Consider the following 25,206-nt stretch of genomic DNA (forward strand, 5'->3'; position numbering starts at 1 on the left):
GCCTCTACACCGCCCGCCCGGCAACCCTGCCGGAAAAGATGCAGCCGCCGAGGAATGTTCCCTCGAGCGCATTATACCCATGCATGCCCCCGCCGCCAAAGCCGGCCACCTCGCCCGCGGCATAGAGCCCGGGCACCGGATCACCACTATGGCCGATCACGCGTGCGGAAAGATCCGTCTCCAGACCACCTAAAGATTTGCGCGTCAGGATGTGCAGCCGCACCGCAATCAATGGTCCGGCCTGCGGGTCAAGCAGCGAGTGGGGCTTTGCCGTGCGCATCAACCGGTCCCCGAGGTAGCGCCGAGCGCCGCGAATGGCGATGACCTGCGCGTCCTTCGAAAAGGCGTTGCCAATCTCCCTGTCGCGGGCCTCGATCTGCGTCCTCAGACGGCTTGCATCGACGCGCCTTTGACCCGTCAACCCGTTCATGCCGTCGACAAGCGCTTCCAGCGTATCGCGAACGATGAAATCCTCTCCCCTGTCCATGAAGGCCTGAACGGGTCCCGGCGGCTCCTTGCCCAATCGCTTGAGCAGCAGGCGGACATCCTTGCCCGTGATGTCTGGATTCTGTTCCGAGCCGGAAAGGGCAAACTCCTTCTTGATGATTGCTTTGGTCAGGATGAACCAGCTGTGGTCATGACCCGTCGCGCAGATTGCCTTCAGTGTCGCCAGCGTATCGAAACCGGGCATCGCAGGTGCTGCAAAGCGATTTCCATCGGCATCGCACCAGAAGGAGGATGGGCCGGGCAGGATGCGTATGCCGTGATTGCGCCAGATCGGATCCCAGTTCTTCAGCCCCTCCGTATAGTGCCACATCCGGTCCGAATTGATTTCTCGCCCACCCGCGCGCTCGGTGATCTCGATCATCCGTCCGTCGACATGGGCGGGCACGCCCGCGACCATGCTCGCCGGCGGTCGTCCGAGCCGATCGACCGGCCATTTGCGGCGCACCGCGTCATGATTGCCCCCGATGCCCCCTGAAGTCACGATCGTCGCACCGGCCCGTATCTCGAAGAGCGCTGCAAAAATGCGGTTTGTCTCCTGACCTCGAACGGAAGCGTCCGGCTGAAGGATCGTGCCACGGGCGCCGCAGACGACACCGTCCTGCACGACAAGGTCATCCACCTGATGCCTGAACAGAAGCGTGACAAGACCCTTCGCCTCCGCCTCGCGCACACGACGAATAAATGGTGCAAGCACGGCCGGTCCGGTTCCCCACGTCACATGGAAGCGCGGCACGGAGTTACCGTGGCCATGCGCCAAGCCGCCTCCCCGCTCAGCCCAGCCAACAACCGGGAACCAGCGCATGCCCTGCTGATAGAGCCAGCGGCGTTTCTCGCCTGCGGCAAATTCGAGGTAGCCCTCCGCCCAGCGACGCGGCCAGTAGTCTTCCGGCCGGTCGAACGATGCCGAACCCATCCAGTCCTGCCGCGCAAGGCTAAGATGGTCACGGATACCCAGTAGCCGCTGTTCCGGGCTATCGACGAAGAACAGCCCGCCAAGAGACCAAAACGCCTGCCCGCCAAGGCTCTGCTCGCCTTCCTGCTCGACGATGCAGACCTTCCGTCCGCGATCCGCCGCCTCCGCTGCCGCCACAAGCCCGGCAAGACCTGCGCCGATGACCAGCACATCGCATTCGATCAAAGCATTCTCCCCCACGTCTCATCGAACCTACGCGGAGCCTCGCTCCGCGACAACGCCGAGACGATATGTTTTGCAGCCCGATCCGAGAGACGCTTGCTGCACGGAACCTCAACCGGCAGCAACAGCAGCCGATCTTTCGTCTGGCGAAACGCCACGTAGACCTACTTCTCGGTGAGCTTCAGTTCGATACGACGGTTGGTGGCGCGTGCTTCCTGGGTGTCGCCTGGCGCGATGGGCTGGAACTCCCCGAAACCGGCGGCGACGAGACGGTCGGCCGGCACGCCGCGGGAGATCAGAAACTTGACGACGGAGATCGCGCGCGCAGAAGACAGCTGCCAGTTATCTCCGTACCTGCCGGTGCCCGCGAGCGGCACGTTGTCGGTATGTCCGTCGACGCGCAGGACCCAGTTGATCTCCGGCGGGATTTCCTTCGCAACGTCGAGAAGCGCCGTCGCAAGCTTTGCCATCTCGCCCTGCCCGTCCGGATTGAGATCCGCACTGCCAGAGGGAAACAGGACCTCAGACTGGAAGACGAAGCGGTCGCCGACGATCCTGATATTCTCGCGATCGGACAGAATCTCGCGCAAGCGCCCGAAGAAGTCGGACCGGTAGCGGTTGAGTTCCTGCACGCGTTGGGCCAGCGCGACGTTGAGGCGACGGCCAAGATCGGCGATCTTCGTCTGCGAGGTCTGATCCTTCTGCTCGGAGGCCTGCAGGGCGGCTTCTACGGCGGCGATCTGGCTGCGCAACGCGGCAATCTGCTGGTTCAGCAACTCGACCTGGCTCATCGCCCGGTCGCTCATCTGCTTCTGTTCGTCGAGTTCCTTGGTGAGGCTGCCGATACGCGACTGTGCAGCGCTCTGGCCTCCCGAGCCGGCATCAAGTAGCGCCTTCAGCCGTGATCGCTCGCTTTCCGCCGACGACAACGAGGCCTGAAGATTTGCGACGCTGTCCTCAAGGTCCTGGTTGCTTCCCTTCTCGAGAGCAAGCAGCTGCGTCAACTCGTTGATCTGGCTGTTCAAACGGTTCAGCACCTCGTCACGGCCGGAGATTTCGCGGCTCAGGATATATTGGCCGACAACGAAGACGGTCAGCACGAACATGATGGAGATCAGCAGCGTCGACAGCGCGTCGACGAAACCTGGCCAATACTCCACCGCGCGCTCGCGGCGGCGGTTGCGGGCAAGAGCCATGGCTTACTTGCCCTCGCTTTTTTCGGTTTGCGGCGTGCGTTGAACGCGCTCGCTCAAACCATGCCTTTCTTGCGAGCCAATCCGCTCGGCCAGACGATCAAGCGTGCGGCGCATCGCTTTCGTCTCTTCCTGCTGCGCGTCGATCCAGTCACGCAGCATCTGCTGCTCATTGCGCATATTCTTGACCAGGCCCTGAATACCTTCGGCAAGATTTGCCATCGCCGCAACCGACCTCTGGGTGCCGCCGCTGCCCTCCTCGGAGATCCGGCGCATATAGTCGGAGAGCGCGCGAACCTCGTCGGGCGAGACCGCCGCGGTGCCGCTGATGGCGGGCATGGCGGTATCGGAGCCAACGTCGGTTACCGAGGAAAGCCAGTTTTCCAGCTCCATGTAGAACCGGTTCTGAGCGCGACCCGCCTGAAGATCGAGGAAGCCGAGAATGAGCGAACCGGACAAGCCGAGCAGCGACGACGAGAATGCCTGACCCATGCCCGAAAGCGGCGTCGAAAGCCCCTCCTTCAACGCACCAAGAACATCGGTCGAGCCATTCGAACCGGCATCGAGCGACTGGATGACCGAGCTGATCGAGCCGATTGTGCCGATAAGACCCCAGAACGTGCCAAGCAGGCCGAGAAAGACCAGAAGACCGATCAGGTAGCGCGACACATCGCGCGATTCATCAAGGCGGTTGGCAATGGAATCGAGAATGGAGCGGAAGGCCGCGGTCGACAGTCCGGCCGAAGCACTACGGCTGCCGATCAGCGTTCGCATCGGAGCGAGCAGCTTGGGATTGCGGCCGACTTTGTCGGCGCTGCCTGCAGCGCGGAACGAATTGAACCATCGCACCTCCGGTCGCAGCGACAGCACATGGCTGAAGACCAGGATGATACCGACGGCCAGGACACCGAGGATCAAACCGTTGAGGCCCGGATTGTGCATGAAGGCAGTCTGCGTCTGTCGGAAAAGAATGGCGGCAATGAACCCGACGATGATCAAAAACAGCACCATCGTCCAAAGAAACGGCATCGGACTGGAAAGTCTATAGCTGTAGTTGCCCGTGGTTTTTTCGGTCGAGCCGAATTCAGCCACATTCACATTTTCCATAGGTTCCGCAGCCTCCGGATTCATTTCAGCCGGAGACTAGAGCAACATTGTGCCGAATTGAAGTATGCGGAAACGAAAACCGTGTCTTTACAACAGCGATTTACCGGCTAGGAACGGGACGCTTGGCCACCTCAAGCAATGCTTTCTGGATATATTCGTTGCCCGCGACGACCGAACCGGTCTCGAGAATGGACGAACCGCCATCCCAATCGGACACATAGCCGCCGGCTTCGCGGATAAGGAGGATGCCCGCTGCAATATCCCAGGCCGACAGCGCGGTTTCCCAGTAACCGTCGAAGCGACCGGCCGCCACGTAGGCAAGATCTAGGGAGGCCGCGCCCATGCGGCGAATGCCGGCGACTTCGCCCATGACGTGACGAAGCTCAACGAGGAACTTACCGTGATTGCCGCGGCCAAGGTGCGGAACACCGCAGGCAACGACGGAATCCGAAAGCACGCGGCGGGCGCCGACGCGCAGACGGCGATCGTTCAGGAATGCGCCACCGCCGCGCTCGGCGGTGTAGAGCTCGTCCGTTGCCGGATTGAAGACGACGCCAGCGACGATCTCATTGTTGCGCTCAAGCGCGATCGATACCGCAAACATCGGAATGCCGTGCAGGAAGTTGGTCGTGCCGTCGAGCGGATCAACGATCCAGCGGTGCGCACCGTCCGTACCCTTGATCTCCTCGCTCTCTTCTCCGAGGAAGCCATAAGTCGGGCGGGCCTTCAGGAGTTCGTCCTTGACGATCTTCTCCGCCTTGCGGTCGGCATTGGACACGAAATCGCCCGGACCCTTGACCGAAACCTGCAGGTTCTGGACTTCTCCGAAATCACGCCCCAGCGATTTTCCTGCCTTGATGGCAGCCTGAACCATGACATTGAGGAGAGCTGAACGAGCCATGTGAGCACTTTTCCTTGAGCGATAATACGGTGCGCGTTGTCAGGGCGGGAAAGGTCCTGATCGCCGGAGAAGGCAGCGCTCGATAAGATTGGCGGCCTCAAGACCACAAAATCGGGAAAATTTCAAGAGGAGACAGGCAAAGCACGGCGCCGCTGGCACAAATGGCGCAGAATTATTCTAGACAGATCAGTCCGGAATTGCTATGCATGTGTCCATGGCAAGGCACAAGGAATTCGATCGAGACAAGGCTCTCGATGCCGCGATCGGCGTTTTCTGCCAGCATGGCTACGAGGGAAGTTCCACCCACGCCCTGCTGAACGCGATGAAGATCAGCCGGCAGAGCATGTATGACACCTTCGGCGACAAACGCAGTCTCTATCTGCAGGCTCTGAAGCGCTACAATACCGACAGTATTCTTAGCATCATCGCGGACATGAAGGACAGCGAGCATCCGCTTGACGCCCTGGAAGCCGCCCTCTTGGCCTTCGCATCCAGACCTTTTTCGGAGGCGTCCAGAGGCTGCCTCGGCGTCAGCGCCATTTGCGAATTCGGCCGCACCGATGCCGACGTGTCGAACCTGACCGACGGCGCCTCGGCAATGCTGGGCAAGGCAATTGTCATGCTGCTGGAAGAGGGCCAGAGGAAAGGTCAGTTATCGGCAGAGGTCGATCCCGAGGTCGCCACTCAGTTCCTCGGCGCTACGCTATCCGGCATGAAGGTCAGCGCCCGCAACGGCGCAAGCCCCGAAACCCAGCGCGCCATCGCCCGCCTCGCCATCCGCAGCCTTCGATAGCAGCATGATCGGACAGCCGTGACTTCTCGCGAACATTTCTAGACCAATCAGTCCAATAAAGGAGAAAAGTGAAAATGACGAAACCACTTGAAGGAAAGGTCGCAATCGTGACCGGCGGCTCACGCGGCATCGGTGCGGCTATCGTGCGCAGGCTGGCGATGGATGGTGCCTCCGTCGCTTTCACCTTTGCGAACTCGAAGGAGAAAGCCGAAGCGATCGCCGCCGACATCGAGGCAAAGGGCGGCAAGGCACTTGCGATCCATGCCGACAGCGCAGATGCCGCCGCTGTGCAAAGAGCCGTCGACACAGCCGCCAGTCATTTTGGCGCCCTCGATATTCTCGTCAACAACGCGGGAATTCTATTGTTGAATAGCCTGGAAGCCTTTCCGCTGGAGGACTTCGACCGCATGTTCGCCGTCAATGTGCGGGCGGTCTTTGCCGGCACGCAGGCTGCAGCGAAGCATATGCATGACGGCGGCCGGGTCATCACCATCGGCAGCGTGGTTGCGGAGCGCAGCGGCTTTCCGACATCCGCCGTCTACAGCATGAGCAAAGGCGCTGTCGCCGCCATGACGCGTGGCCTCGCCCGCGATCTCGGTCCGCGCGGCATTACCGTCAACACGATCCAGCCTGGTCCCACGGTGACGGACATGAACTCCGACCCGCATTCCCACGAAATGCTGAAGGGGTTGATGGCCCTCGGCCGTCTCGGGGAAGACCGTGAAATCGCAAGCTTCGCAGCCTATCTGGCAAGCCCGGAAGCCTCCTTCATCACCGGCGCCAGCCTCACCATCGACGGCGGTTATCTCGCCTGAGAGCACGTCCGGCAGCATATGCTGCCGGACTTTCAAAACGTCTGCTGGGTGATCAGGACGACACGGGCGATCTGATCGAGCGGCAGGAACCGGTCCGCCCCACCCTTGGCGATGGCTTCCTTGGGCATCCCGACGACGACCGATGGCGCCTCGTCCTGTGCCACCCGTGTCGGCGCCGGCCTGATGCATCTCCAGCATGCCCATTGCGCCGCCATCGCCCATCCCGGTCACGATGATGCCCATTCATCGGCCGTCAATTTGGGTGCCGGCGCCCCATTGACCGCTTGGTGACCGTATAGCCGGAATTGGTCAGGGTGACCTTCGTGGTCAGCCGAACGCTTGCGGAGCCCCGACAGTCAGAATGTTTGCGCTCATGGCGTCGCCTCTTTGTGCAACCAGAATTTAGGTCGTCAGAGTTGAACGCGCTGTTCACGCTGCATAATAAGCTGTTTTTCATAGGGAATATGAGAATTCACGCTCCAGCGTCGGTCGCAGAGCGAATTTTTTCACACGCTGTTAAGCACAACATTGACGAACCTCCGCTGTTTACGCGCTGTTTCCGTCCCGCCCCTAAAGATGGCGTCAAGATTTGCCAGTATTATAAGTAAAGGAAATAACGTGGCGAACGGGGCGGCATCGGCACTTCAGGCATTTGAAGCTTCGGGCATCAGCGAGAGGCTCGAAGCGGCCCGCAGCCAGGTCGAGGAGTGTTTCCTCGAAGGCGGTACGGTGCTGCTTTCGGTGATGGATGTTCTCAACCGTTTGTCGAGCTCGCTCGACAATGTCACAAAGGCGCTAGACGCCAATGAGTCCAGCGATGCCGGCGCGGATCTGCGTTCGACGGTCAAGAGCCTGACCGACCTGCCGATCTCCGAAACGGCGCGCCAGGATGCGCTCTCCTCGCTCGCCGACACGGGCAATTCGTTGCGCAAACATGTCGCCGACATGCAGGAGACGATGCGGTATCTGCGCACCTTTGCAGTGACTGCCAAGATCACCGGCGCCGGTCTTCCCGAGTTCGCCGGCTTCGCGCAGGAGATCCTCGAGCGCATCTACTCCGGGACGGCGGAGGTCAACGGTTTTGCCGCCCACCTCGACAGCCTCGAGAAGGAAGTCAAGGTGGCGCTGAGCTTCAGCACGGCAGCCGCACGCAGCTATTGCAAAACAGTGCCCGACGTTGCAAGGGCATTGCAGGACGACGCCCGGAAGATTGCCGAACACCGAAAGAACCTCGCGGCCATCGCCCGGGATGTCTCGGCAATCGCCCGCGGCATACAGAGCAAAGTCGCCTCCACGCTGTCTGCCCTGCAGGTCGGAGACATCACCCGCCAACGCATCGAGCATGTCCAGAGCACCTTTTCGCTGCTCGACGAATTCCTCGGCGCAGAAGACGGACGCAAGCTCGATGCGGATGCGCGCCAGCGTCTGGAGAACGTCGTCCATCATCTGACAGCCGCACAGATGAACGACATGTGCAAGGATTTCCATCGGGATTCGCAGAGTGTCGCAAAGACGATCGCGAGCTTCGGTGAGGATACGCAGGAAATCCTGCGTCTGCGCGAGATGAGCGGTGGCGGCCAGGGGCATCTTATGCGTGCACTGGAATCGGGTGTTTCCGCCGCGCACGAGATCGTCAAGCAGGTCGACCAGGCGACCCGGCAGGCCGATCAGGTAAGCCAATCGACGCTTGGCACCGCCGCCAAAACTCCTGGAAGCCATCGGCAATATCCGTGTGGTCAAAACCGACATCCATTACATGGCGTTGAATACCAATCTGCGCTGCAGCCGCTTGGGTGAAGAAGGAAAATCGATCAACGTGGTCACCGCCGAACTGCGCATCTTTGCCGCCAAACTCGACGAGTCCGCCGATGCGATCGTCAACGGCCTGCCGACGCTGGAAGCGGCTGCCGGCCGGATCGTGCCCGCCAGCGCCGACCCAGCAGGTGGTCTCGGGGAGAACCTGACGTCAGCTGTCGGCAACATCCGTGCGGCAGCCTGCACCATGGAAGACGACCTCAAGGTGCTCTACGAGCACGGTCGCGAAGTGGCGAACAAGATCGGCCTGTTGATCGGGAAGCTGGATTTCCAGCGCGACCTCGGCGACGTGCTGGCGCGCTGCGCCGACGTTCTGGAAGATGTGGCCGGCACTGAAATCGCAGACATATCTGATATTGCCGACGCGGTCGCACCACTCGATCGAAAGATTTTCAGGCTCTACACGATGGTGCAGGAGCGCAATGTCCATCGCGATATCGTTCCAGCCATGGAACAAGGAACCGCAGCCGTTGCCGAGGCTACGAAGGTCGGGGACGACGAAGACCTCTTCGCCGACGCGCTTTAGATCACTGGATCCGGCGGAACTTGTTGGCGGCATCGATGGCCGCCTTTTGCTGGTCTTCCTCGATACCGAGATAGAAGTCCTCGAGCGCTGCGTCGGGCAGGCCGGCCCGACGCGACAGCACATACCATTTTGCGGCCTCGACGGGATCCGGCTTGGTTCCGAGAGCGTTGATGTAGAGGTGCGCGAGCTTGTTTTGCGCAACCACGTTGCCGCGATTGGCGGCAAGCCGCAACCACTGGAAACCCTTGACGAAATCGCGCGGCCCGTTCTGACCGTTGACGAACCAGATCCCAAGATCGACCTGGGCCGTGTCGTAGCCAGCATGCGCAGCGCGTGCCATCCATTCGCGCGACAGCTGTTTCTTTTCCTCCGGCAGATCAGGCAATGAGGAGTAGATCTCCGCCACCGCATACTGCGCGTCGGCGATGCCCTGTTCGGCAGCCTTCTCGTAGTAGGGCAAGGCGAGCTTCAGTCCCTTGTCGCCCGGATTGTCAGCCGTCAGGATCTGGCCCCAATTGAACTGGGCCGAGGCATTTCCGGCATCGGCTGCCTTGTGCATGTACTCGTCGGCCTTCGCCTTGTCGCGCTTGACGAACCGGCCCTCGATCAGCATCAGCGAGTATTTGAACATCGCCGCGGCGTCGCCGCCTTCCGCGCCCTTACTGTACCAGAAGGCCGCATTTTTCATGTCGCGTTTGACGCCTAGCCCATCTGCCAGGAGCTCACCCATAAGCGCCTGCGCAGCCGGGTCGCCGAGCTGCGCACGGGGCAGAGCCTTTTCCATCGCAGTTAGATAGTAGCCACGCTGATAAGCGCCATAGGCGTCGTCAACCGGCCCTTTGTAGTCCTTTTCCGGCGGCAGATCTGGCAGCTTCGCACCCATGCGGTCGAAAACCCCGACGCCCGTCGACGGTCCCGCGCCGTCTGTCTGCGGCCGCCCAGTTTTCAGCGACTCGGGAGCTGTCGCGAGCGGCCGTGTCACGACGTTGTCGACCGTCTGGGCCGAAACGCCATGCGTCAGCCCCGCCAGAATGACGGCGGCAAAGGCAGCGGAAACGCGCAAATAGCGGGACAGGATCGGCATGAGCGCGATATCAATCCTCAAACCGTGGCGCTTTTTCGTCCAAGAGCGCATTGACCTCGGCGACGACGGAGGGCGCACGGCCTGCGTCCGCGAAAACCGCAAGCCGCAGCGCGACGAACTCCGCACCCGTCTCGGCCACCACCAGCGCAGAAGCCGGATCCGTACCGCCCATCACGATGCAGGGGATCTCGATCATGGAGGCCCACCACTCGGCGAGCGCCAGGTTCTTGGCGTGTGCCTCCGGCTTGATGTCGCCTTCGAGCTTGCCGAAGAAGATATAGTCCGGTCGCTCTTCGCCAATCTCCAGCGCATGGTGCCGGTCGGCGGCATTGCCACCGCCGACGATCAGCTTGTCAGCATATTTGTCGATCGCTTCGGAGATTTCGCTGGCCGGTCCGGTCAGATGCAGGCCATCCGCTTTGGTCCGCCCGACGACGCGGCTGTCGCCTGCAAGCAGTGCGGCCGCCCCTGAGTCCTGAATAGTTGGAACCAGCTTCTCGGCGTGCTTTTGGAACTCGCCATCGTTGAGACCGTATTGCGGCACAATCACCGAGGCGACGTCACCGCCCTTTAAGGCATCGCCGACGATCTTTGCCTGCTCATCGGCATCGGCGATATCGGGGACGATCAGAACTAGGCGGCAGCGGTTTTCCGGTTCGGTCATGAACTCTTTCCATTTACAGCGGACAGGCCGTTTCGCGGCCCATCTGCACTCGTCTTGTGTGAGTAATTCCGTTAGACGGGGCTGGCAAGGGGAGGATTTTCAAAAGCATGCCGATGGAACTGTCATTTTACTACGCCGCCGTTCCCGCTGTCATCTTGGTCGGACTTGCGAAAGGCGGTATGGGCGATGCGTTATCGCTGATCGGGCTGCCCTTTCTCGCTCTCGTCGTCTCGCCCATTCAGGCGGCCGCGATTCTGCTTCCCATCCTCATTTGCATGGACATGATCTCGCTGGTGATCTGGCGTCAGCACGGAGACTGGACAACCCTGAAAATCATGCTGCCAGGAGCGCTGTTCGGCATCGCGCTCGGTTGGGCGACCTCGACGCTGGTTCCCGGCAACGTACTTCGCGTCGTCATCGGCGTCGTCACCGTCCTCTTTTGCCTTCGCTATTTCTGGAACAACTTCGGTCCTGGCGCCGGGAAGCACACGCCGCCGCGCGGCCAGCGGCCGCTGCTTGCGAAGATCTGGGGAAGCCTGTCCGGCTATGGCAGCTTCGTCGCACACGCCGGCGGAGCGCCCTTCCAGATCTATGCCCTGCCGCTGCAGATGCCGCCGCGCGAATATACCGGCACCAGTGTTCGCTTCTTCGCAATTCTCAATGCCGTCAAGCTCGTCCCCTACTTCGCGCTCGGTCAGCTCGACACCCAGAACCTCGCCGCCTCGGCCACGCTGCTTCCGTTTGCACCGCTTGCGACCATTGTCGGCGCCTGGTGCGTACGCCGCATGAAGCCCGCGATCTTTTATCCTTTCATGTATGCCATGGCCCTGATTGCCGCCGCGCTCATCGCGAAGGAAGGCCTGGGTTTCTGACAATTTTGGGTTTCGTTGCGGCGCACAATTTCCTTGCCCGATTGCGCCGTTTGACGTAGCTTTTCGCCATGTCGAACACGGATCCCTTCACGGCGATAGCTGATCCCCACCGGCGCTTCCTGCTGGAGGAACTTCGACGCGCGCCAAAGACCGTGAATGAGCTTGCCGAGGGGCTTCCCATCAGCCGACCCGCCGTCTCCCAGCACCTCAAGGCGCTGCTAGATTGCAATCTGGTTTCGGTCACCGCAGAGGGCACGCGACGCATCTACGCCGTCAACAATCGCGGCTTCGACCGACTCAATCTCTGGCTCGACCAGTTCTGGGCTTAGCCCGACCACTCAAATGAGAGACGCCGGCTCGCGACTTTCCGTCGGAACCGGCGCCACAATCGCCTGTCGAGCACGACCTTCCCTAAGCTTTTGGTGGAATTGAACTTTTGCCCTCCTCGCCTAGGGCCGCGCTCGGTAATTTATTGCATCCTACTCAATGGAAGGATGATTTAAGGCGCTCAATCTCGTCCTTGATCCGCAATTTTCTGCGTTTGCACTCAGCTACTTCATTATCGTTTCGGGAGGGGGATATCATAAGCGAATGCAACTCCTCCTCGAGAGCAACATGCTTTTTCTGGAGTGACTCAAGATGAGCTTGAACAGTCATTTGACCCTTCCTTCCTCTTACCTCTCCCCGGCCAACACCGCCGGAGATCCAAGGCGTCAACCTTTCGACTGTGACACATTTTTGAAGCCTTGTCGAAGGTGAAAACAAGGAGAACAAGTGGCAAAATCATGACGAACAGCCGCTAGCCGTTACCTCCAATTGGTGATAGGAGCTTGCGGAAATTATCGGCAGAGCGGACGATGTCCGACGACGGTTATGGGGAATGCATATGGCCGATCAGGAACAGGCGGAAATCAGGCTCATGGTCGCAAGACTGCGCCAGGAGCACGAGGATTACGATGCCGCCATCAATGCCATGATTGCCACCGGATGTGACGCATTGCGCATCCAGCGCATGAAGAAGAAGAAACTGGTCATCAAGGACAAGCTGACAAAGCTGGAAGACCAGATCATCCCTGACATCATCGCCTGAAGGGAATGCCGTGACGATGACAGACAGACCATCCGTGGCCATCATCATGGGAAGCCAGTCCGATTGGGAGACCATGAAGAATGCCGCCGATACGCTGGAGGCGCTCGAAATTCCCTATGACGCGCGCATCATATCGGCCCACCGCACGCCGGACCGCCTGGTGAATTTCGCCAAGACCGCCCGCGATGAAGGCTTCAAGGTGATCATTGCCGGCGCCGGCGGCGCGGCTCATCTGCCGGGTATGGCCGCAGCCATGACGCCGCTTCCCGTTTTCGGCGTCCCGGTGCAATCCAAGGCGCTGTCCGGTCAGGACAGTCTTCTTTCCATCGTCCAGATGCCGGGCGGCATCCCGGTCGGCACGCTTGCCATCGGCAAAGCTGGCGCGATCAACGCCGCCCTTCTGGCAGCGGCAGTCCTGGCATTGTCGGACGAGGACATTGCCGAGCGGCTCGACGACTGGCGCGAGCGCCAGAGCGCGGCTGTTGCTGAATATCCGATGGACGACCTATGACTGTAAGCACGATTGGCATCATCGGTGGCGGTCAACTTGGCCGCATGCTTGCCATGGCCGCAGCCCGGCTCAATTTTCGCACCGTCGTTCTGGAACCACAGGCCGACTGTCCGGCGGCGCAGGTCGCCAACGAGCAGATCGCAGCCGCTTATGACGATCCTGCAGCGCTCGCGGAACTGGCGAGGGCTTGCGACGTCGTCACATACGAGTTCGAGAACGTCCCGGTCACCGCCGCCGAGGCCCTCGCAAGCCAGGTCCCCGTCTATCCGCCGCCCAAGGCGCTGGAGGCTGCGCAGGATCGGCTTGTCGAAAAGCGCTTCATCAACGGATGCGGTATTCCAACGGCCGGCTTCCACGCCGTCGACAGTCAAGCCGATCTCGATGCGGCGCTGAAAAACTTCGGCGGTCGCGGCGTCCTCAAGACCCGCCGCCTTGGCTATGACGGCAAGGGGCAGAGAGTGTTCCGCTCCGCCGACGATACGCCGGACGGCGCCGTTGCGGCGCTCGGCGGCGTACCGCTCATTCTCGAGAGCTTCGTTTCCTTCGAGCGCGAGATCTCGATCATCGCAGCGCGCGCAACCGACGGCACCGTCGCCTGCTACGATCCTGCCGAAAACGTTCACCGCGATGGCATCCTGCACACGTCAACGGTGCCCGCGTCGATCTCGGCGCAAACTGCAGCAGCTGCCCGCGGTGCGGCCGAGAAGATCCTGACGGCGCTCGGCTATGTCGGTGTCATCGGCATCGAATTCTTCGTACTCGCCGACGGCAGCCTGATCGCCAACGAAATGGCGCCGCGTGTCCACAATTCCGGTCACTGGACGGAAGCCGCCTGCCTCATCTCCCAATTCGAGCAACATATCCGCGCGGTTGCCGGCCTGCCGCTCGGCAATGCCGACCGTCACCTAGACTGCGTGATGCAGAACCTGATCGGCGACGATATTCTGGCGCTCTCGGACTGGCTACGGCGACCGGACACGCTGGTTCACCTCTATGGCAAGACGGAATCCCGTCCCGGCCGCAAGATGGGGCACGTTACCACATTGACCACAAAATTGCCGGTTTTTCCCTGACAAAAGCCGTTTCGGCCATGGGAAAATCGCCCTCATGTGGTTGACACAGGAAAGTCGCCGGGTTATCTGCACGCCCAACCTGAAGAGCGCGCCCTGAGCGCGCTTTTGAATGTAATAGATACGGGCGAATGTGAATTCCCCCTCAAACATCGCGGATCAAAACAATGAAGATCAAGAATTCGCTCAAGTCGCTCAAGGCTCGTCATCGTGACAACCGCCTGGTTCGCCGCAAGGGCCGCATCTACATCATCAACAAGCTGAACCCACGCTTCAAGGCTCGCCAGGGCTGATTTAGCGCGCCCGGACGGTTTCGTGGCATTTTGCGCCCGTGCCTGTCCGGGGATTGCTTCGGCAATCAAATCAAATTGCTTTGATCTTCAGCGATGGCGGGCTACTATGCCCGCCATGCGCTTTTTTGCTATGACCTGTGCGGCGCTGCCGCTGTCCCTTTCCCTGCTCGCTCCTATATCCCCTGCCGCAGCTGCGGAGAAGGAAGTCATCGTCGAGCAGCCGGACGCGAACCTCTCACCAAAGCAGCATCTGGATCAGCTCTACGCACAGCTGAAGCGCGAGCGCGACCCTGACAAGGCGAGTGGTATCGCCGACGAAATCCGCACCCAGTGGAACGACTCGGGCAGCGCGACCGTCAACCTCCTGATGCAATGGGCCGATAAGGCGATCGAGGAGAAACGCACCGCTGCCGCCCTCGATTTCCTCGACCAGGCGATCGCCCTCAAGCCGGATTACGCCGAAAGCTGGAATCGCCGGGCGACGCTCAACTACGCCAATGACAGCTATCGCAAGTCGATGTCCGACATCGAGCATGTACTCGACCTCGAACCACGCCACTTCGGCGCACTCTCCGGCATGGCCGCCATTCTCACCGAATCGGGCAACGACCAGCTGGCCCTGAAAGCCTGGGAACGTTTCCTGGAGATCTATCCGGCCAATCGAAGCGCCCAGGAGCAGATGAATACACTCTCCGAAAAGCTGGCCGGCAGCCGCACCTGATCTTGACGGTGAACCACGCGGGCCAATCTTACGTATTGGTCACGTGATTTTGACAGATGTAGCCATGCTTGCCGTAGTCTCCACTCTCCTTGCACCCATCGCCGCCGCCATCGGCTACTCCTGCTACAAAGGACGTCAATTCGAGGCGACATGCCCGAACATCGGCGAGCTGACGGATATCGGCGGCTACCGGCTGAACGCCTTTCACGTCGCACGTCCAGAAACGGCCGATCTGCCGCCCATTGTTTTCATCCACGGTGCAAGCGGCAACCTGCTCGATCAAGTCGGCGCCTTCCTGCAGCCGCTGGAAGGCCGTGCCGAAATGCTCTTCGTCGACCGCCCTGGCCACGGCTATTCGGAGCGTGGCGGTCCGGAGAATGCCTTGCCCTCAGGACAGGCAGACGCGATCGCAAAACTGATGGAAAGCCGGGGCATCAAACGGGCCGTCGTCGTCGGCCATTCCTTCGGCGGCGCCATTGCGGCCGCCTTCGGCGTGCGCCATCCTGACAAGACTGAAGGCCTGCTCTTTCTGGCCCCGGCGACACATCCCTGGCCAGGCGGCGTCGAGTGGTACTATCACCTTGCGGCGATGCCCATACTCGGTTGGCTCTTCACCCACGCCGTCGTCGTGCCGCTTGGCTTGCGGCGGTTGGAGCAAGCAACACAAAACGTCTTCCGACCCAATCCACGCCCGGACGATTATATCGCGAAGACAGGTCCTACCCTGGTGCTGCGGCCGCGTGCCTTCTTCCACAACGCTGTCGATTGCACGCGCCTGCTGGAATACGTCAAGGCGCAGTCTGCGCAATACTCCAGGATCAACGCGCCGACGGTTATCATTACTGGTGACAGCGATGGCATCGTTTGGGAGCACCTTCATTCACAGGGATTGGCCCTCGATATCGCCGGCTCCGAACTGGTGAAGATCCGCGGCCTCGGCCACAAGCCTGACTATGTGGTCACCGATGTCGCCATTGCCGCAGTCGAAAAAATCGGCGGCGCCAGCCGCGACCTCCAGGCCGCCGCACGCAAGGCCGAACAACGCCTGGCGCGAGAGACGCCGGCTGCGCCGACAGACATTGTGGCTCCCCTGGGCGATCCGACCGGACTGGCACCACCTGTCGCAGCGGAAAACTGATCCTTTTGCGACCGAACAGCCCGTAGCAGACAGCAGTGCATTGCCTAGCGCTCACTGCGTCCCATATCCATTGCACCGTCATGCTTTGAGGGAAGTCATGGATTACCCCCACATCAGAATTTTTGCGGCTGTCGCCGCGCTGTCGCTTTCACTTGCTCCGCCGATGCTCGCCGCTTCGCCCACGCCCGTTGAAGCCGAGCATGGCATGGTCGTAACAGCCCAGCATCTGGCGACCAACGTCGGCGTCGATGTGCTGAAGAACGGCGGCAACGCCGTCGATGCCGCAGTCGCCGTCGGCTATGCGCTCGCCGTCGTCTACCCGACGGCCGGCAACATCGGCGGCGGTGGCTTCATGACGATCCGCCTGAAAGACGGCAAGACGACATTTCTCGATTTCCGCGAGCGTGCGCCGTTGGCGGCCACGAAGACCATGTATCTCGACGCCAAGGGCGATATCGTTCCCCGCGCCAGCCTCGACGGCTATCTCGCCGTCGGCGTGCCCGGATCCGTCATGGGCTTTGAGATCGCCCGCGAAAAATACGGCACGAAGTCACGGCAGGATCTGCTGGCGCCGGCCATTCGCTACGCCAAGGAAGGCTTCACGCTGGAACAAGGCGACGTGGCCAGCATCGCCGGCAGCGCCAAAAGGCTCGCGAAGGACGAGGCCGCCGCAAAGATCTTCCTGAAGGCGGAGGGAAAGCCTTACGTCGCCGGCGAGAAGCTCGTTCAACCCGACCTCGCCGCCGTACTTTCCAGCATCGCGGATAAGGGATCGGATGCCTTCTACAAGGGCGTGCCGGCCGACGCGATCGTCAAGGCGAGCCAGGCGACGGGCGGCATTCTTGCCAAGGAGGATTTCGAACAATACGCGGTCCGTGAACTGAAGCCGATCGAATGCAATTACCGCGGCTACGACATCATCTCTTCGCCTCCTCCCTCGTCCGGGGGCGTCATTATCTGCGAAATCCTCAACGTGCTGGAAGACTACCCGCTCTCCTTCCTCGGCTACGGCTCCGCCGAGACGGTTCACCTGATGGTCGAGGCTATGCGCTATGCCTATGTCGACCGCAATGCGGCCCTCGGCGATCCTGATTTCGTGGAGAACCCGGTATCGACACTGCTCGACAAGGGCTACGCCAAGGCGATCCGCGCCAAGATCGATCCCTACAAAGCCGGCACCTCTGCCAACCTGAAACCACTAGGCGTCAAGGAAAGCGTCGAGACCACGCATTACTCGATCGTCGACGACGAAGGAAATGCCGTCGCGGTCACCTACACACTGAATGGATCTTTTGGCGCCGGCGTCGTTGCGCCCGGCACAGGCATCCTGCTCAACAACGAGATGGACGACTTCACCTCCAAGCCCGGCGTTCCGAACCTCTACGGGCTCGTGCAGGGCGAAGCCAATGCGATCGCGCCGAAGAAGACGCCGCTCTCATCCATGAGCCCGACCATCGTCACCAAGGACGGCAAGCCCTTCATGGTGGTTGGCAGCCCCGGCGGCTCGCGCATCATCACCATCACCCTCGAAGCGATCCTCAACGTCATCGATTTCGGCATGGACATCAGCCAGGCGGTCAATGCCCCGCGCATTCACCACCAATGGCAGCCGGACAAGATCTATCTCGAGCCCTACACGCTCTCGCCCGATACGATCCGGGCATTGATCGCGATGGGCCATACGCTGGATGATGGCAGCGGCCCGCCGCAATGGGGACAGGCCGCCGGTATTCTTGTCGGCGGCAAAAGCCTCGCCGATATCCAGAAGGGCGGCGGCGCACGCTATTATGGCGTGATGGACAGCCGCGCCACCGAGGGTTCGGCCGGCGGTTACTAGTTAGCGGATACGGGCATGGACAAAATCGCCCTTGATGCTGACACGCGGCCTGGCGCCTTGCACACTCGCCTCCAGGCTATCGACATAGGACGCCTTGGCGATCACGGAATAGTCCACCGGCACGCCACTCCCGAAGTCTAGATCCGCCTGCAGCGACTGTGCATTGATGCTGACGGTCTCGTCGTGCCGGATCGTGTCGTAGCGTAGCCGTGCGCGCACCGCCGCACCGAGGATATCGATCCCGGTCGCGTGGCCGTCGAAGGTGATGTCGGCCGCCTTGCTGGAGATTGCAACGCTGGCGAAATCGCCATCCAATCGTGCCCTTACCGCCTGCTGGTCGATGCGCACGATGGCGCCCGGCAAAAGATTGGCCGAAACCTCGGGCGCGCAATCCGAAAGATCCGTCCATGACGTCTGCATCACCTCGATTTTCAGGACCGTTCGATCGATGCGCATTGCGCTTCGATCGCGGCAGCCGTTGAAGAACCAGCTGGAATACCAGGATGAGAACCAGCCGCTGCGCCGCGCGCTCGTGTTGGCCCTGTAGGGTTCCGTGTTGGTCGTGGTCAACCTGATGTCGCTGGCGTCGCCGCTGATGACGACGGAACGGACGGAGGAAATATCGAGTGCCTCGCCCGGCGTTCGAACATCGGCAAAGGCGCAAGCAAGCGTCAGGATGAATGCAGGTATGAAGAGGATCAGTGTCATCGGTTTCTCCTTGAACGGGGTGGCCATCGGCTGGCGACGGCGTGCAAGGTGAAGAGCAAGACACGATCTGGAGACCTTAATTGCGATCCGGGTCGCCCGCGATTGCGATCAAGGCCATAGTCGTGCAGTTATTGAACGCGCCAACCCGGACCTGCCGTCATGATCTTCGTTCCGCTTCCTTTTGTCGTCGCGTTGCTGCTCGCCATCCTGCTCGTGCGGATGCTGCGGCAGAACGATTGGGCCGAACAGGAGAAGCGTCCATTCCTGCTCGTCATTGCTGCCTACACGCTGCAATCGATCCTGATCGGCATCCGCTGGGGCTATGACGTGATCGAGATCCTGCCTGCCCAGTCGGTCGTCGCCTCGCTGATTGCGGCGCTCGCTTGGATTAGCTTTCGCAATCTCGCCACGGATGGCCCGGCATCGCTCCTCCGCTTCTGGCCGCATATTTTGCCGAGCGTATCGATCGTGGCTCTCTTGGTGTTCTGGCGCGACCCGATCGGCCCTATCCTGACCGTCATCTTCCTCGCTTATGGAGCGGCCCTGCTTTGGCTGGGCCGGCAGGGTCCCGACGCGCTCGTCTCCTCGCGCCTCGATGGCGCTCTTCTTTCCTACCGTTCTCTCTTAATCACTGGCGTGGCGCTGATCGCCTCGGCAGCCGCCGATATTGCGATCAGCCTCGACCTCGAGCAGAGCGGCGGTCGCCATGCCGGCGCGATTGTCGCGCTCGGCAACGTGATCACGCTCCTGATCCTTGGCACCGCGGCCTCGATCGCCAGCGGCAGTCAGTCGATCGTCACGACAGCCTCGGAACCGCCCGCCCCGCCCGTACCGAGCCAGGAAGACGATGCGATCGCCAGCGGGCTGGAAAATCTCATGCAATCTCGGCAGATCTACCGCGATCCGGACCTCAATCTCGGCCGCATCGCCCGCAAGATGAACCTGCCGGCTCGCCGCGTTTCGATAGCGGTCAACCGCGTCCACGGCGTCAGCGTCTCGCAATATGTGAACGACTACCGAATCCGTGCGGCCTGCGAGACGCTTGTAAACACGGACGACCCCGTCACACGGCTGATGTTTGATTGCGGCTTCATCAGCAAGTCGAATTTCAATCGCGAATTTCTACGCGTCGCCGGCACCAACCCAAGCGAATTCCGGCGGCGAAGTCGCCACGCACCAGAGGCTGCCGAAACGCGCCCGACGCTTTTCGTGTCACGGTGACAAAGTCACCGTTCACAAGCATCGCGTGCGGCCCTATGCAAGAGCGTTCCGTTATTTGAAAGAGTCTCTATGGTCAGCATTGAAATGATCGTTGCCGCACGCGCCCGCCTGCGCGGACATGCGCGCCGCACGCCGCTCCTTTCCTCTCCCTTCATCGACGAGCTTGCCGGACGACGGGTGTTCGTGAAAGCCGAGTGCCTGCAGCATACCGGCTCCTTCAAATTCCGGGGCGGCTGGTCGGCCGTTTCCGCACTCGATCCTGCCGTGCGCGCACGCGGCGTCATCGCTTTTTCGTCAGGCAATCACGCGCAAGGCGTGGCGCTCGCAGCGAAGCTGCATGGCGTTCCTTCGGTTATCATCATGCCGTCGGACGCCCCGAAGCTGAAGATTGCCAACACCCGCGCGCTCGGTGCCGACGTCGTGCTCTACGATCGCGCGACGCAGGATCGAGACGCCATCGGCGCTGCTCTTTCGGGCGAGCGCAAGCTGACGCTGATCAAGCCCTTCGACGAGCCTCAGGTGATCGCCGGACAAGGCACAACAGGTCTTGAGATCGCCGAGCAGACGGAAGAAGAAGGCATCAGGTCGGCTGAGGTTTTGATCCCCTGCGGCGGCGGCGGCCTGACATCGGGGATTGCCCTGGCGCTCGAGGCAAGCGCGCCCGCATTTCGCGTGCGCCCCTGCGAACCTGAAGGTTTCGACGACACGACACGGTCGCTGGCGTCGGGCAAGATCGAACGCAACGCGGCGATGACCGGCTCCATCTGCGATGCGATCATCACGCCGCAACCCGGCAATATCACCTTCCCGATCCTGCAGCGCCTCGCGGGTGCCGGCATCGTCGTCACCGACGAAGAGGCGCTCCGCGCTATGGCGATCGCCTTTGTGCGGCTGAAGATCGTCGTCGAACCCGGCGGCGCGGTGGCACTTGCCGCAGCGCTGTTCCATGGCGATCAACTGGAAGAGGACAACGTCGTCGTCGTCACCTCGGGAGGCAACGTCGACGCCGATATCTTCGCCGGCGCACTGGCCCGGCATGGGTAGAGGCAGGACAAGCCTGCCTCATCACTTTCCTCACACAGCCTTGTAGCGCGCAGCCGGTGCCGACCGTGACATGTTCGGCATCAGCGCCTGGCGTGCATCCTCGTAGGCCTTTAGCAGTGCGGCTTCTTCGAGGGCCGGGATGGTCGCGAATTCGCCCTGGTCGAAGCCGGCGAGAGCTGCGTCCACCGTGTCTTGCGCCGACATGACGATCTCGGTCGGCAGGTGCTCGACCGGCGTGCCAGCAATACCCCAGAATTCGGTCGCCGTCGCTCCCGGTAGGACAGCCTGGATGCGGATGTTCTTGTCCGCCAACTCGTGCCTGAGCGACTGGCTGAAGGCCAGAACAAAGGCCTTGCTGGCCCCATAGACGCCATTCAGGATTTCAGGCGCAATCGCGACGATCGACGCGATGTTGATGATCGCGCCGCCGCCACGCGCCACGAAACCGGGCACGGCGGCATAGGTCAGCCGCATCAGCGCAGTAACGTTGAGGTCCACCATCGCCTGCATCTTGTCGACATCGGAGGCAAGCAGCGGCGCGGTGCCGCCGAAGCCGGCATTGTTGACAAGAAGCGTGATGCTGCGGTCGCTCTTCAACACCGCCTCGACGCGCGCCAGATCGGCCCTGTCACCAAGATCGGCGGGAACCGTCTCGACCGTCCTGCCCGTCTCCCTGGTCAATTTCGCCGCGAGTTCGGAAAGGCGTTCGGCATTGCGGGCAACAAGAATGAGATCGAAGCCGCGCTTTGCGAGCCGCTGGGCATAGATGGCACCGATGCCGGATGACGCGCCGGTGATGAACGCAGTGCCTTTGTGCTGTTCGGTCATTGTCTTTCTCCATGTTGAGCAACAGCACGTGCTGTCCGCTTGAAGGGAGTCTTACGCTCAGTTGCCAATGTCTTGAATGTCATATAAACCACCATTTAAGACAAATGGAGTTTTGAGCCATGCAGCGCATTGCCGTTTTGCTCTTTCCCGGCTTCCAGATGATGAGCCTGGCTGCGATCTCGGCATTCGAGTTCACCAACCTCGAACTCGACGAGCAGGTCTACGACATCACCTACCTGTCGGAGAGCGGAGGACCGGTGCCGGGTTCCTTCGGCGTCACGGTCGAAACCGGCCGCTTCGACGATCCGGCCTTCGATACACTGCTGGTGTCGGGCGCTGTCGGCATCAAACTGCCGACAGCGCAGGAGAGCGACTTCATCCGCAACGCCCTTGCCGCCTCCCGGCGCGTCGCCTCGATCTGCACCGGCGCCTTCCTGCTGGCCGAGGCCGGCGTTCTGGATGGTCGCCGCGCCACGACGCATTGGCTTCTCGCCCGTGAACTGCAATCGCGCTACCCGAAGATCAAGATCGAGGAAGATCGGATCTTTATCATCGACGGCTCCGTGTGGAGCTCGGCGGGCATGACGGCCGGTGTGGATTTGGCGCTTGCCATGGTCGAGAAGGATCATGGCGCGGATGTCGCCCGCGCCGTTGCCCGCAAACTCGTCGTCTATCATCGCCGCGCCGGCGGCCAGTCGCAATTCTCAGCGCTGTTGGAACTGGAGCCGAAATCGGACCGCATCCAGAAGGCGCTCGCGCATGCACGCAGCAACCTTAAGAACACGCTCTCCGTCGAGGAGCTGGCAGAAGCAGCACACCTGAGCCCCCGCCAGTTCAGCCGGACATTCCGGGCCGAGACGGGGCAATCGCCGGCAAAGGCGGTGGAGAACCTGCGCCTCGAGGCCGCGCGCCTGATGATGGAACAAGGCCGGCATCCGATCGATGTCGTTGCCGCGGAAACGGGCTTCGCCGACCGCGAGAGGATGCGCCGCGCCTTCCTGCGTGCCTTTGGCCAGCCACCGCAGGTGATCCGCCGCAACGCGCAGCGCGCGTATCAGGCATAAGCCCTCGCGGCGGAGCGGACGGCCTGCGGCACGACATCGGCGACCGCCTCGCCGACCGATTGCAGCATGATTGACGCAAGCCGGGCTGCGGCTGGCCCGGGCTCCGCCTCGGCACGATGCAGGACAAGACCGAGCGACGGGAGCTCCGGCAACCCGGCCTCCTTCGCCAGGAGTGGCTTGACCTTTCGTGGCAATCCGATCGGGGTGCGGATGGTAATGCCGAGGCCCGCGGCCGTCGCCGCCCACAAGCCACCAAGGCTGGGACTGACGAAGGCAAGCCGCCAGGCAATGCCCGCCGCATCGAGCGCCTTTGTCGCCGCGGTGCGCAGCAGGCACGGGGCCTCCAGCGAGGCGAGCGGCACCGGCTCGCCGCTGCCCGGATTCCAGCCGACCGCCCCTTCCGCCGGCCCGATCCAGCGCATCGGGACCTCGGCGATCTTGTCGCAATGTGGCGTCAATGTACCCTCGCTCCATGCCAGCGCCAGATCGAGCTTGCCGGTCGTGACGCGCTCGATCAGTTCGATATTGCGCACCACCCGCGCCTCGATGCGGACCTTCGGATGCGCACGTGCAAAGCGTCCAAGCACGTCGGGCAGCAGGGTCTCGCCAAAATCCTCCTGCAATCCGAGCCGCACCCAGCCCTCGAGCTCTATGCTCTGTACCGCGGCAGCCGCTTCGTCGTTCAGTTCCAGCAGCCGGCGCGCATAGGCCAGCATCGTCTCGCCGGCATCGGTGAGCGCAAGGCCGCGCCCCGCCTTGCGGAAGATCGGCGTGCCCGCTTGTTCCTCCAGCTTCTTCAGCTGGGCGCTGACGGCCGAGGTCGAGCGGCCGAGCCGGTCGGCCGCCCTCGCGAAGTTGCCAAGCTCCATCCCGGTCGCAAAGGTCCTCAGCACATCGAGGTCGAAGATCGTCCGTCGCATCGAAATAGTCCCGTTTTTATGGATAATTAATCCATAAAATTCTGATTTTATGCATTATCGTGACGTGCGATGCTCCTCCTGTCAAGAATTCACTGAGAGGAGGCTGTCATGCCTTTCGTTCGTATTTCTCTCCTGCGTGGCAAGTCGCCGGAGTATCTTCGCGCCGTTTCGGACAGCATTCATCGCGCCTTGGTCGAGGCATTCAACGTGCCGCCCGCCGATCGCTTCCAGGTCATCCATCAGCATGAACCGGCCGAGCTGATCTTCGACCGCAACTATCTGGCCGGACCTCGCTCCGACGACTTCGCGCTTTTTGCGATCACGGCGGGAAAGCCGCGCTCGACGCAGATGCGCCAGGCATTCTTCAAGCGCGCCGCCGAGCTTTTAGGACAATCGCCCGGCATCCGGCCGGAAGACATCATGATCGTCGTCACCACCACATCGCCGGATGAGTGGTCGTTCGGCGACGGAAAGGCGCAGATGAGCGAGCCCGGCTGGGAAGCCCAAGCATTCGGAAGTGCTGCGTGATGGGCAATCCCCAACGCGTGACGATCCGCCGCCAGGCGACTGCCCTTTGTTCGCCGGATGGCAGTGCCACTGCACCGTTCTGGGTGGAGATGTTGTTGGAAGCGGCTGCCGATGGCGAGAACACGGCAATGCGGGGCGAGCCTCGATCCGGGCACAATCACGCATTGGCATACGCATCCGCGCGGCCAGCTGCTCTCTGCGTTGTCGGGAAAAGGCTTGGCGCGGCGCGCAGGCGGTGTTGTGGAAGAGCTGCGGCCGGGCGATGCCGTCTGGTTTGCCGCCGGCGAAAAGCACTGGCACGGCGCCGGACGCGACAGCCCCTCCAGCTATCTCGGCATCCAGGCAAACGAAGCCGGCCGCTTCGTCGACTGGCATGAACCGGTGGAGGCTCTGTCATGATGGCGATGCAGTACAGCTTCAGGCTGCCGGCCGATTACGACATGTCGATCATCGACCGGCGTATCCGCGACAAGGGACCGATGTTGGACGGATTTCCGGGCCTTGGCTTCAAGGCCTATCTCTGCGCCCGCAAGGGCGAGTTCGGATCCTGCGAAAATCTTTATGCGCCCTTCTATCTCTGGCAACAGCCGCAGGGCGCCAGCGACTTTCTCACCGGACCCGGCTTCGAAAGAGTGACCCAGTCCTTTGGTTGGCCCCATGTGAAGACATGGATCGTGTGGCACGCCGAAACCGCATCCGCGGTCACAGATGCCAAATTCGCCTCCGAGGAGGTGGCATGAAAGATGCCGCGCCCGTTGAGAGAACGGATCACTAATATGCAGACGCTGATCGAGGGACAGTCACGCTTCCAGCCTTTCGGC

25 protein-coding genes and 4 pseudogenes are annotated in these 25,206 nt (G+C 61.5%); 18 read left to right on the forward strand and 11 right to left on the reverse strand.

What is annotated here, in order from left to right:
• Nucleotides 1–4: 4 nt before the first annotated feature.
• The 4 genes from BSG20_RS21325 to BSG20_RS21340 form a co-directional block, all read right to left on the reverse strand.
• The gene (locus BSG20_RS21325) at nucleotides 5–1,645 is read right to left on the reverse strand and encodes an FAD-binding dehydrogenase (RefSeq protein ID WP_072378054.1); all 1,641 of its coding nucleotides are present in this window, start codon (nucleotides 1,643–1,645) and stop codon (nucleotides 5–7) included.
• Between the two features lie 161 nt (nucleotides 1,646–1,806).
• A complete protein-coding gene (locus BSG20_RS21330; RefSeq protein ID WP_072378052.1) occupies nucleotides 1,807–2,838 on the reverse strand; it encodes a peptidoglycan -binding protein in 1,032 nt (343 codons plus the stop codon).
• Between the two features lie 3 nt (nucleotides 2,839–2,841).
• The gene (locus BSG20_RS21335) at nucleotides 2,842–3,942 is read right to left on the reverse strand and encodes a flagellar motor protein MotA (protein ID WP_072378050.1); all 1,101 of its coding nucleotides are present in this window, start codon (nucleotides 3,940–3,942) and stop codon (nucleotides 2,842–2,844) included.
• Between the two features lie 100 nt (nucleotides 3,943–4,042).
• On the reverse strand, nucleotides 4,043–4,843 hold the full coding sequence (locus BSG20_RS21340; RefSeq protein WP_024317273.1) for an inositol monophosphatase family protein: 801 nt from the start codon (nucleotides 4,841–4,843) through the stop codon (nucleotides 4,043–4,045).
• A 214-nt stretch (nucleotides 4,844–5,057) separates the two neighbouring features.
• On the opposite strand from BSG20_RS21340, the gene BSG20_RS21345 reads away from it, so the two are divergent.
• Nucleotides 5,058–5,636: a TetR/AcrR family transcriptional regulator gene (locus tag BSG20_RS21345; protein WP_072378165.1), complete on the forward strand. Its 579-nt coding sequence runs from the start codon at nucleotides 5,058–5,060 to the stop codon at nucleotides 5,634–5,636.
• Nucleotides 5,637–5,710: 74 nt separating this feature from the next.
• Nucleotides 5,711–6,451, forward strand: a complete 741-nt coding sequence (locus tag BSG20_RS21350; protein ID WP_072378048.1) for a 3-oxoacyl-ACP reductase family protein — start codon at nucleotides 5,711–5,713, stop codon at nucleotides 6,449–6,451.
• Between the two features lie 32 nt (nucleotides 6,452–6,483).
• Here BSG20_RS21350 and BSG20_RS21355 read toward each other — a convergent pair.
• A pseudogene (locus BSG20_RS21355) lies at nucleotides 6,484–6,694 on the reverse strand (chemotaxis protein CheB); the annotation flags it as partial.
• Nucleotides 6,695–7,027: 333 nt separating this feature from the next.
• On the opposite strand from BSG20_RS21355, the pseudogene BSG20_RS21360 reads away from it, so the two are divergent.
• Nucleotides 7,028–8,792, forward strand: a pseudogene (locus BSG20_RS21360) (chemotaxis protein).
• Between the two features lies 1 nt (nucleotide 8,793).
• Here BSG20_RS21360 and BSG20_RS21365 read toward each other — a convergent pair.
• Both BSG20_RS21365 and BSG20_RS21370 read right to left on the reverse strand, forming a co-directional pair.
• Nucleotides 8,794–9,876 (reverse strand): tetratricopeptide repeat protein, encoded by a 1,083-nt coding sequence (locus tag BSG20_RS21365; RefSeq protein WP_072378046.1) that lies wholly within the window; start codon nucleotides 9,874–9,876, stop codon nucleotides 8,794–8,796.
• 10 nt (nucleotides 9,877–9,886) lie between these two features.
• The gene (locus BSG20_RS21370; protein ID WP_072378044.1) at nucleotides 9,887–10,540 is read right to left on the reverse strand and encodes a thiamine phosphate synthase; all 654 of its coding nucleotides are present in this window, start codon (nucleotides 10,538–10,540) and stop codon (nucleotides 9,887–9,889) included.
• Nucleotides 10,541–10,647: 107 nt separating this feature from the next.
• Between BSG20_RS21370 and BSG20_RS21375 the strand changes: the two genes are divergently transcribed.
• Both BSG20_RS21375 and BSG20_RS21380 read left to right on the forward strand, forming a co-directional pair.
• Nucleotides 10,648–11,412 carry a sulfite exporter TauE/SafE family protein gene (locus tag BSG20_RS21375; protein WP_072378042.1) on the forward strand — a complete coding sequence of 255 codons (765 nt, stop codon included), beginning with the start codon at nucleotides 10,648–10,650 and terminating at the stop codon, nucleotides 11,410–11,412.
• Nucleotides 11,413–11,480: 68 nt separating this feature from the next.
• Complete coding sequence (locus BSG20_RS21380) at nucleotides 11,481–11,741, forward strand: ArsR/SmtB family transcription factor (RefSeq protein ID WP_007802507.1); 261 nt, start codon at nucleotides 11,481–11,483, stop codon at nucleotides 11,739–11,741.
• Nucleotides 11,742–11,895: 154 nt separating this feature from the next.
• On the opposite strand, the gene BSG20_RS21385 is transcribed toward BSG20_RS21380, so the two are convergent.
• Nucleotides 11,896–12,069 (reverse strand): YdcH family protein, encoded by a 174-nt coding sequence (locus BSG20_RS21385; protein WP_007802505.1) that lies wholly within the window; start codon nucleotides 12,067–12,069, stop codon nucleotides 11,896–11,898.
• A 229-nt stretch (nucleotides 12,070–12,298) separates the two neighbouring features.
• On the opposite strand from BSG20_RS21385, the gene BSG20_RS21390 reads away from it, so the two are divergent.
• The 7 genes from BSG20_RS21390 to ggt all read left to right on the forward strand — a co-directional run bounded on the left by BSG20_RS21390 (nucleotide 12,299) and on the right by ggt (nucleotide 18,072).
• Nucleotides 12,299–12,502, forward strand: coding sequence for a YdcH family protein (locus BSG20_RS21390; RefSeq protein ID WP_007527435.1), 204 nt, complete (start codon nucleotides 12,299–12,301; stop codon nucleotides 12,500–12,502).
• Nucleotides 12,503–12,518: 16 nt separating this feature from the next.
• Nucleotides 12,519–13,013 carry a 5-(carboxyamino)imidazole ribonucleotide mutase gene (gene purE, locus BSG20_RS21395; RefSeq protein WP_072378040.1) on the forward strand — a complete coding sequence of 165 codons (495 nt, stop codon included), beginning with the start codon at nucleotides 12,519–12,521 and terminating at the stop codon, nucleotides 13,011–13,013.
• A complete protein-coding gene (locus BSG20_RS21400) occupies nucleotides 13,010–14,086 on the forward strand; it encodes a 5-(carboxyamino)imidazole ribonucleotide synthase (RefSeq protein WP_072378038.1) in 1,077 nt (358 codons plus the stop codon). The genes purE and BSG20_RS21400 overlap by 4 nt, the downstream gene beginning before the upstream one ends.
• 164 nt (nucleotides 14,087–14,250) lie before the next feature.
• On the forward strand, nucleotides 14,251–14,376 hold the full coding sequence (ykgO, locus tag BSG20_RS21405; RefSeq protein ID WP_003566454.1) for a type B 50S ribosomal protein L36: 126 nt from the start codon (nucleotides 14,251–14,253) through the stop codon (nucleotides 14,374–14,376).
• Between the two features lie 106 nt (nucleotides 14,377–14,482).
• A complete protein-coding gene (locus BSG20_RS21410) occupies nucleotides 14,483–15,097 on the forward strand; it encodes a tetratricopeptide repeat protein (RefSeq protein WP_072378036.1) in 615 nt (204 codons plus the stop codon).
• A 64-nt stretch (nucleotides 15,098–15,161) separates the two neighbouring features.
• Nucleotides 15,162–16,235 carry an alpha/beta fold hydrolase gene (locus BSG20_RS21415; protein WP_072378034.1) on the forward strand — a complete coding sequence of 358 codons (1,074 nt, stop codon included), beginning with the start codon at nucleotides 15,162–15,164 and terminating at the stop codon, nucleotides 16,233–16,235.
• Nucleotides 16,236–16,332: 97 nt separating this feature from the next.
• Nucleotides 16,333–18,072, forward strand: coding sequence for a gamma-glutamyltransferase (gene ggt / locus BSG20_RS21420; protein WP_072378032.1), 1,740 nt, complete (start codon nucleotides 16,333–16,335; stop codon nucleotides 18,070–18,072).
• Here the strand turns inward: ggt and BSG20_RS21425 are convergent, their stop codons facing one another.
• Nucleotides 18,073–18,780 (reverse strand): hypothetical protein, encoded by a 708-nt coding sequence (locus tag BSG20_RS21425; RefSeq protein ID WP_072378030.1) that lies wholly within the window; start codon nucleotides 18,778–18,780, stop codon nucleotides 18,073–18,075. It abuts the gene before it with no gap.
• 159 nt (nucleotides 18,781–18,939) lie between these two features.
• Between BSG20_RS21425 and BSG20_RS21430 the strand changes: the two genes are divergently transcribed.
• Both BSG20_RS21430 and BSG20_RS21435 read left to right on the forward strand, forming a co-directional pair.
• On the forward strand, nucleotides 18,940–20,001 hold the full coding sequence (locus BSG20_RS21430) for a helix-turn-helix domain-containing protein (protein ID WP_072378028.1): 1,062 nt from the start codon (nucleotides 18,940–18,942) through the stop codon (nucleotides 19,999–20,001).
• Nucleotides 20,002–20,070: 69 nt separating this feature from the next.
• Entirely contained in the window at nucleotides 20,071–21,045 is a 975-nt protein-coding gene (locus BSG20_RS21435; protein ID WP_072378026.1) for a threonine ammonia-lyase, read from the forward strand.
• Between the two features lie 30 nt (nucleotides 21,046–21,075).
• Here the strand turns inward: BSG20_RS21435 and BSG20_RS21440 are convergent, their stop codons facing one another.
• Nucleotides 21,076–21,873 (reverse strand): SDR family NAD(P)-dependent oxidoreductase, encoded by a 798-nt coding sequence (locus BSG20_RS21440; RefSeq protein WP_072378024.1) that lies wholly within the window; start codon nucleotides 21,871–21,873, stop codon nucleotides 21,076–21,078.
• A gap of 119 nt (nucleotides 21,874–21,992) precedes the next feature.
• Between BSG20_RS21440 and BSG20_RS21445 the strand changes: the two genes are divergently transcribed.
• Nucleotides 21,993–22,937: a GlxA family transcriptional regulator gene (locus BSG20_RS21445; protein WP_072378022.1), complete on the forward strand. Its 945-nt coding sequence runs from the start codon at nucleotides 21,993–21,995 to the stop codon at nucleotides 22,935–22,937.
• Here BSG20_RS21445 and BSG20_RS21450 read toward each other — a convergent pair.
• Nucleotides 22,928–23,857, reverse strand: a complete 930-nt coding sequence (locus BSG20_RS21450) for a LysR substrate-binding domain-containing protein (RefSeq protein WP_072378020.1) — start codon at nucleotides 23,855–23,857, stop codon at nucleotides 22,928–22,930. The genes BSG20_RS21445 and BSG20_RS21450 overlap by 10 nt on opposite strands.
• A 108-nt stretch (nucleotides 23,858–23,965) precedes the next feature.
• Between BSG20_RS21450 and BSG20_RS21455 the strand changes: the two genes are divergently transcribed.
• The 3 genes and pseudogenes from BSG20_RS21455 to BSG20_RS21465 all read left to right on the forward strand — a co-directional run.
• Nucleotides 23,966–24,385: a tautomerase family protein gene (locus BSG20_RS21455; protein ID WP_072378018.1), complete on the forward strand. Its 420-nt coding sequence runs from the start codon at nucleotides 23,966–23,968 to the stop codon at nucleotides 24,383–24,385.
• Nucleotides 24,385–24,784, forward strand: a pseudogene (locus BSG20_RS21460) (cupin domain-containing protein). The gene BSG20_RS21455 and the pseudogene BSG20_RS21460 overlap by 1 nt, the downstream one beginning before the upstream one ends.
• Nucleotides 24,781–25,119, forward strand: a pseudogene (locus tag BSG20_RS21465) (DUF4865 family protein); the annotation flags it as partial. The pseudogenes BSG20_RS21460 and BSG20_RS21465, both read left to right, overlap by 4 nt.
• Between the last annotated feature and the right edge of the window lie 87 nt (nucleotides 25,120–25,206).

The sequence above is a fragment of the Rhizobium tibeticum genome, from assembly GCF_900110205.1.
In the GTDB taxonomy this organism is placed as follows: domain Bacteria; phylum Pseudomonadota; class Alphaproteobacteria; order Rhizobiales; family Rhizobiaceae; genus Rhizobium; species Rhizobium tibeticum.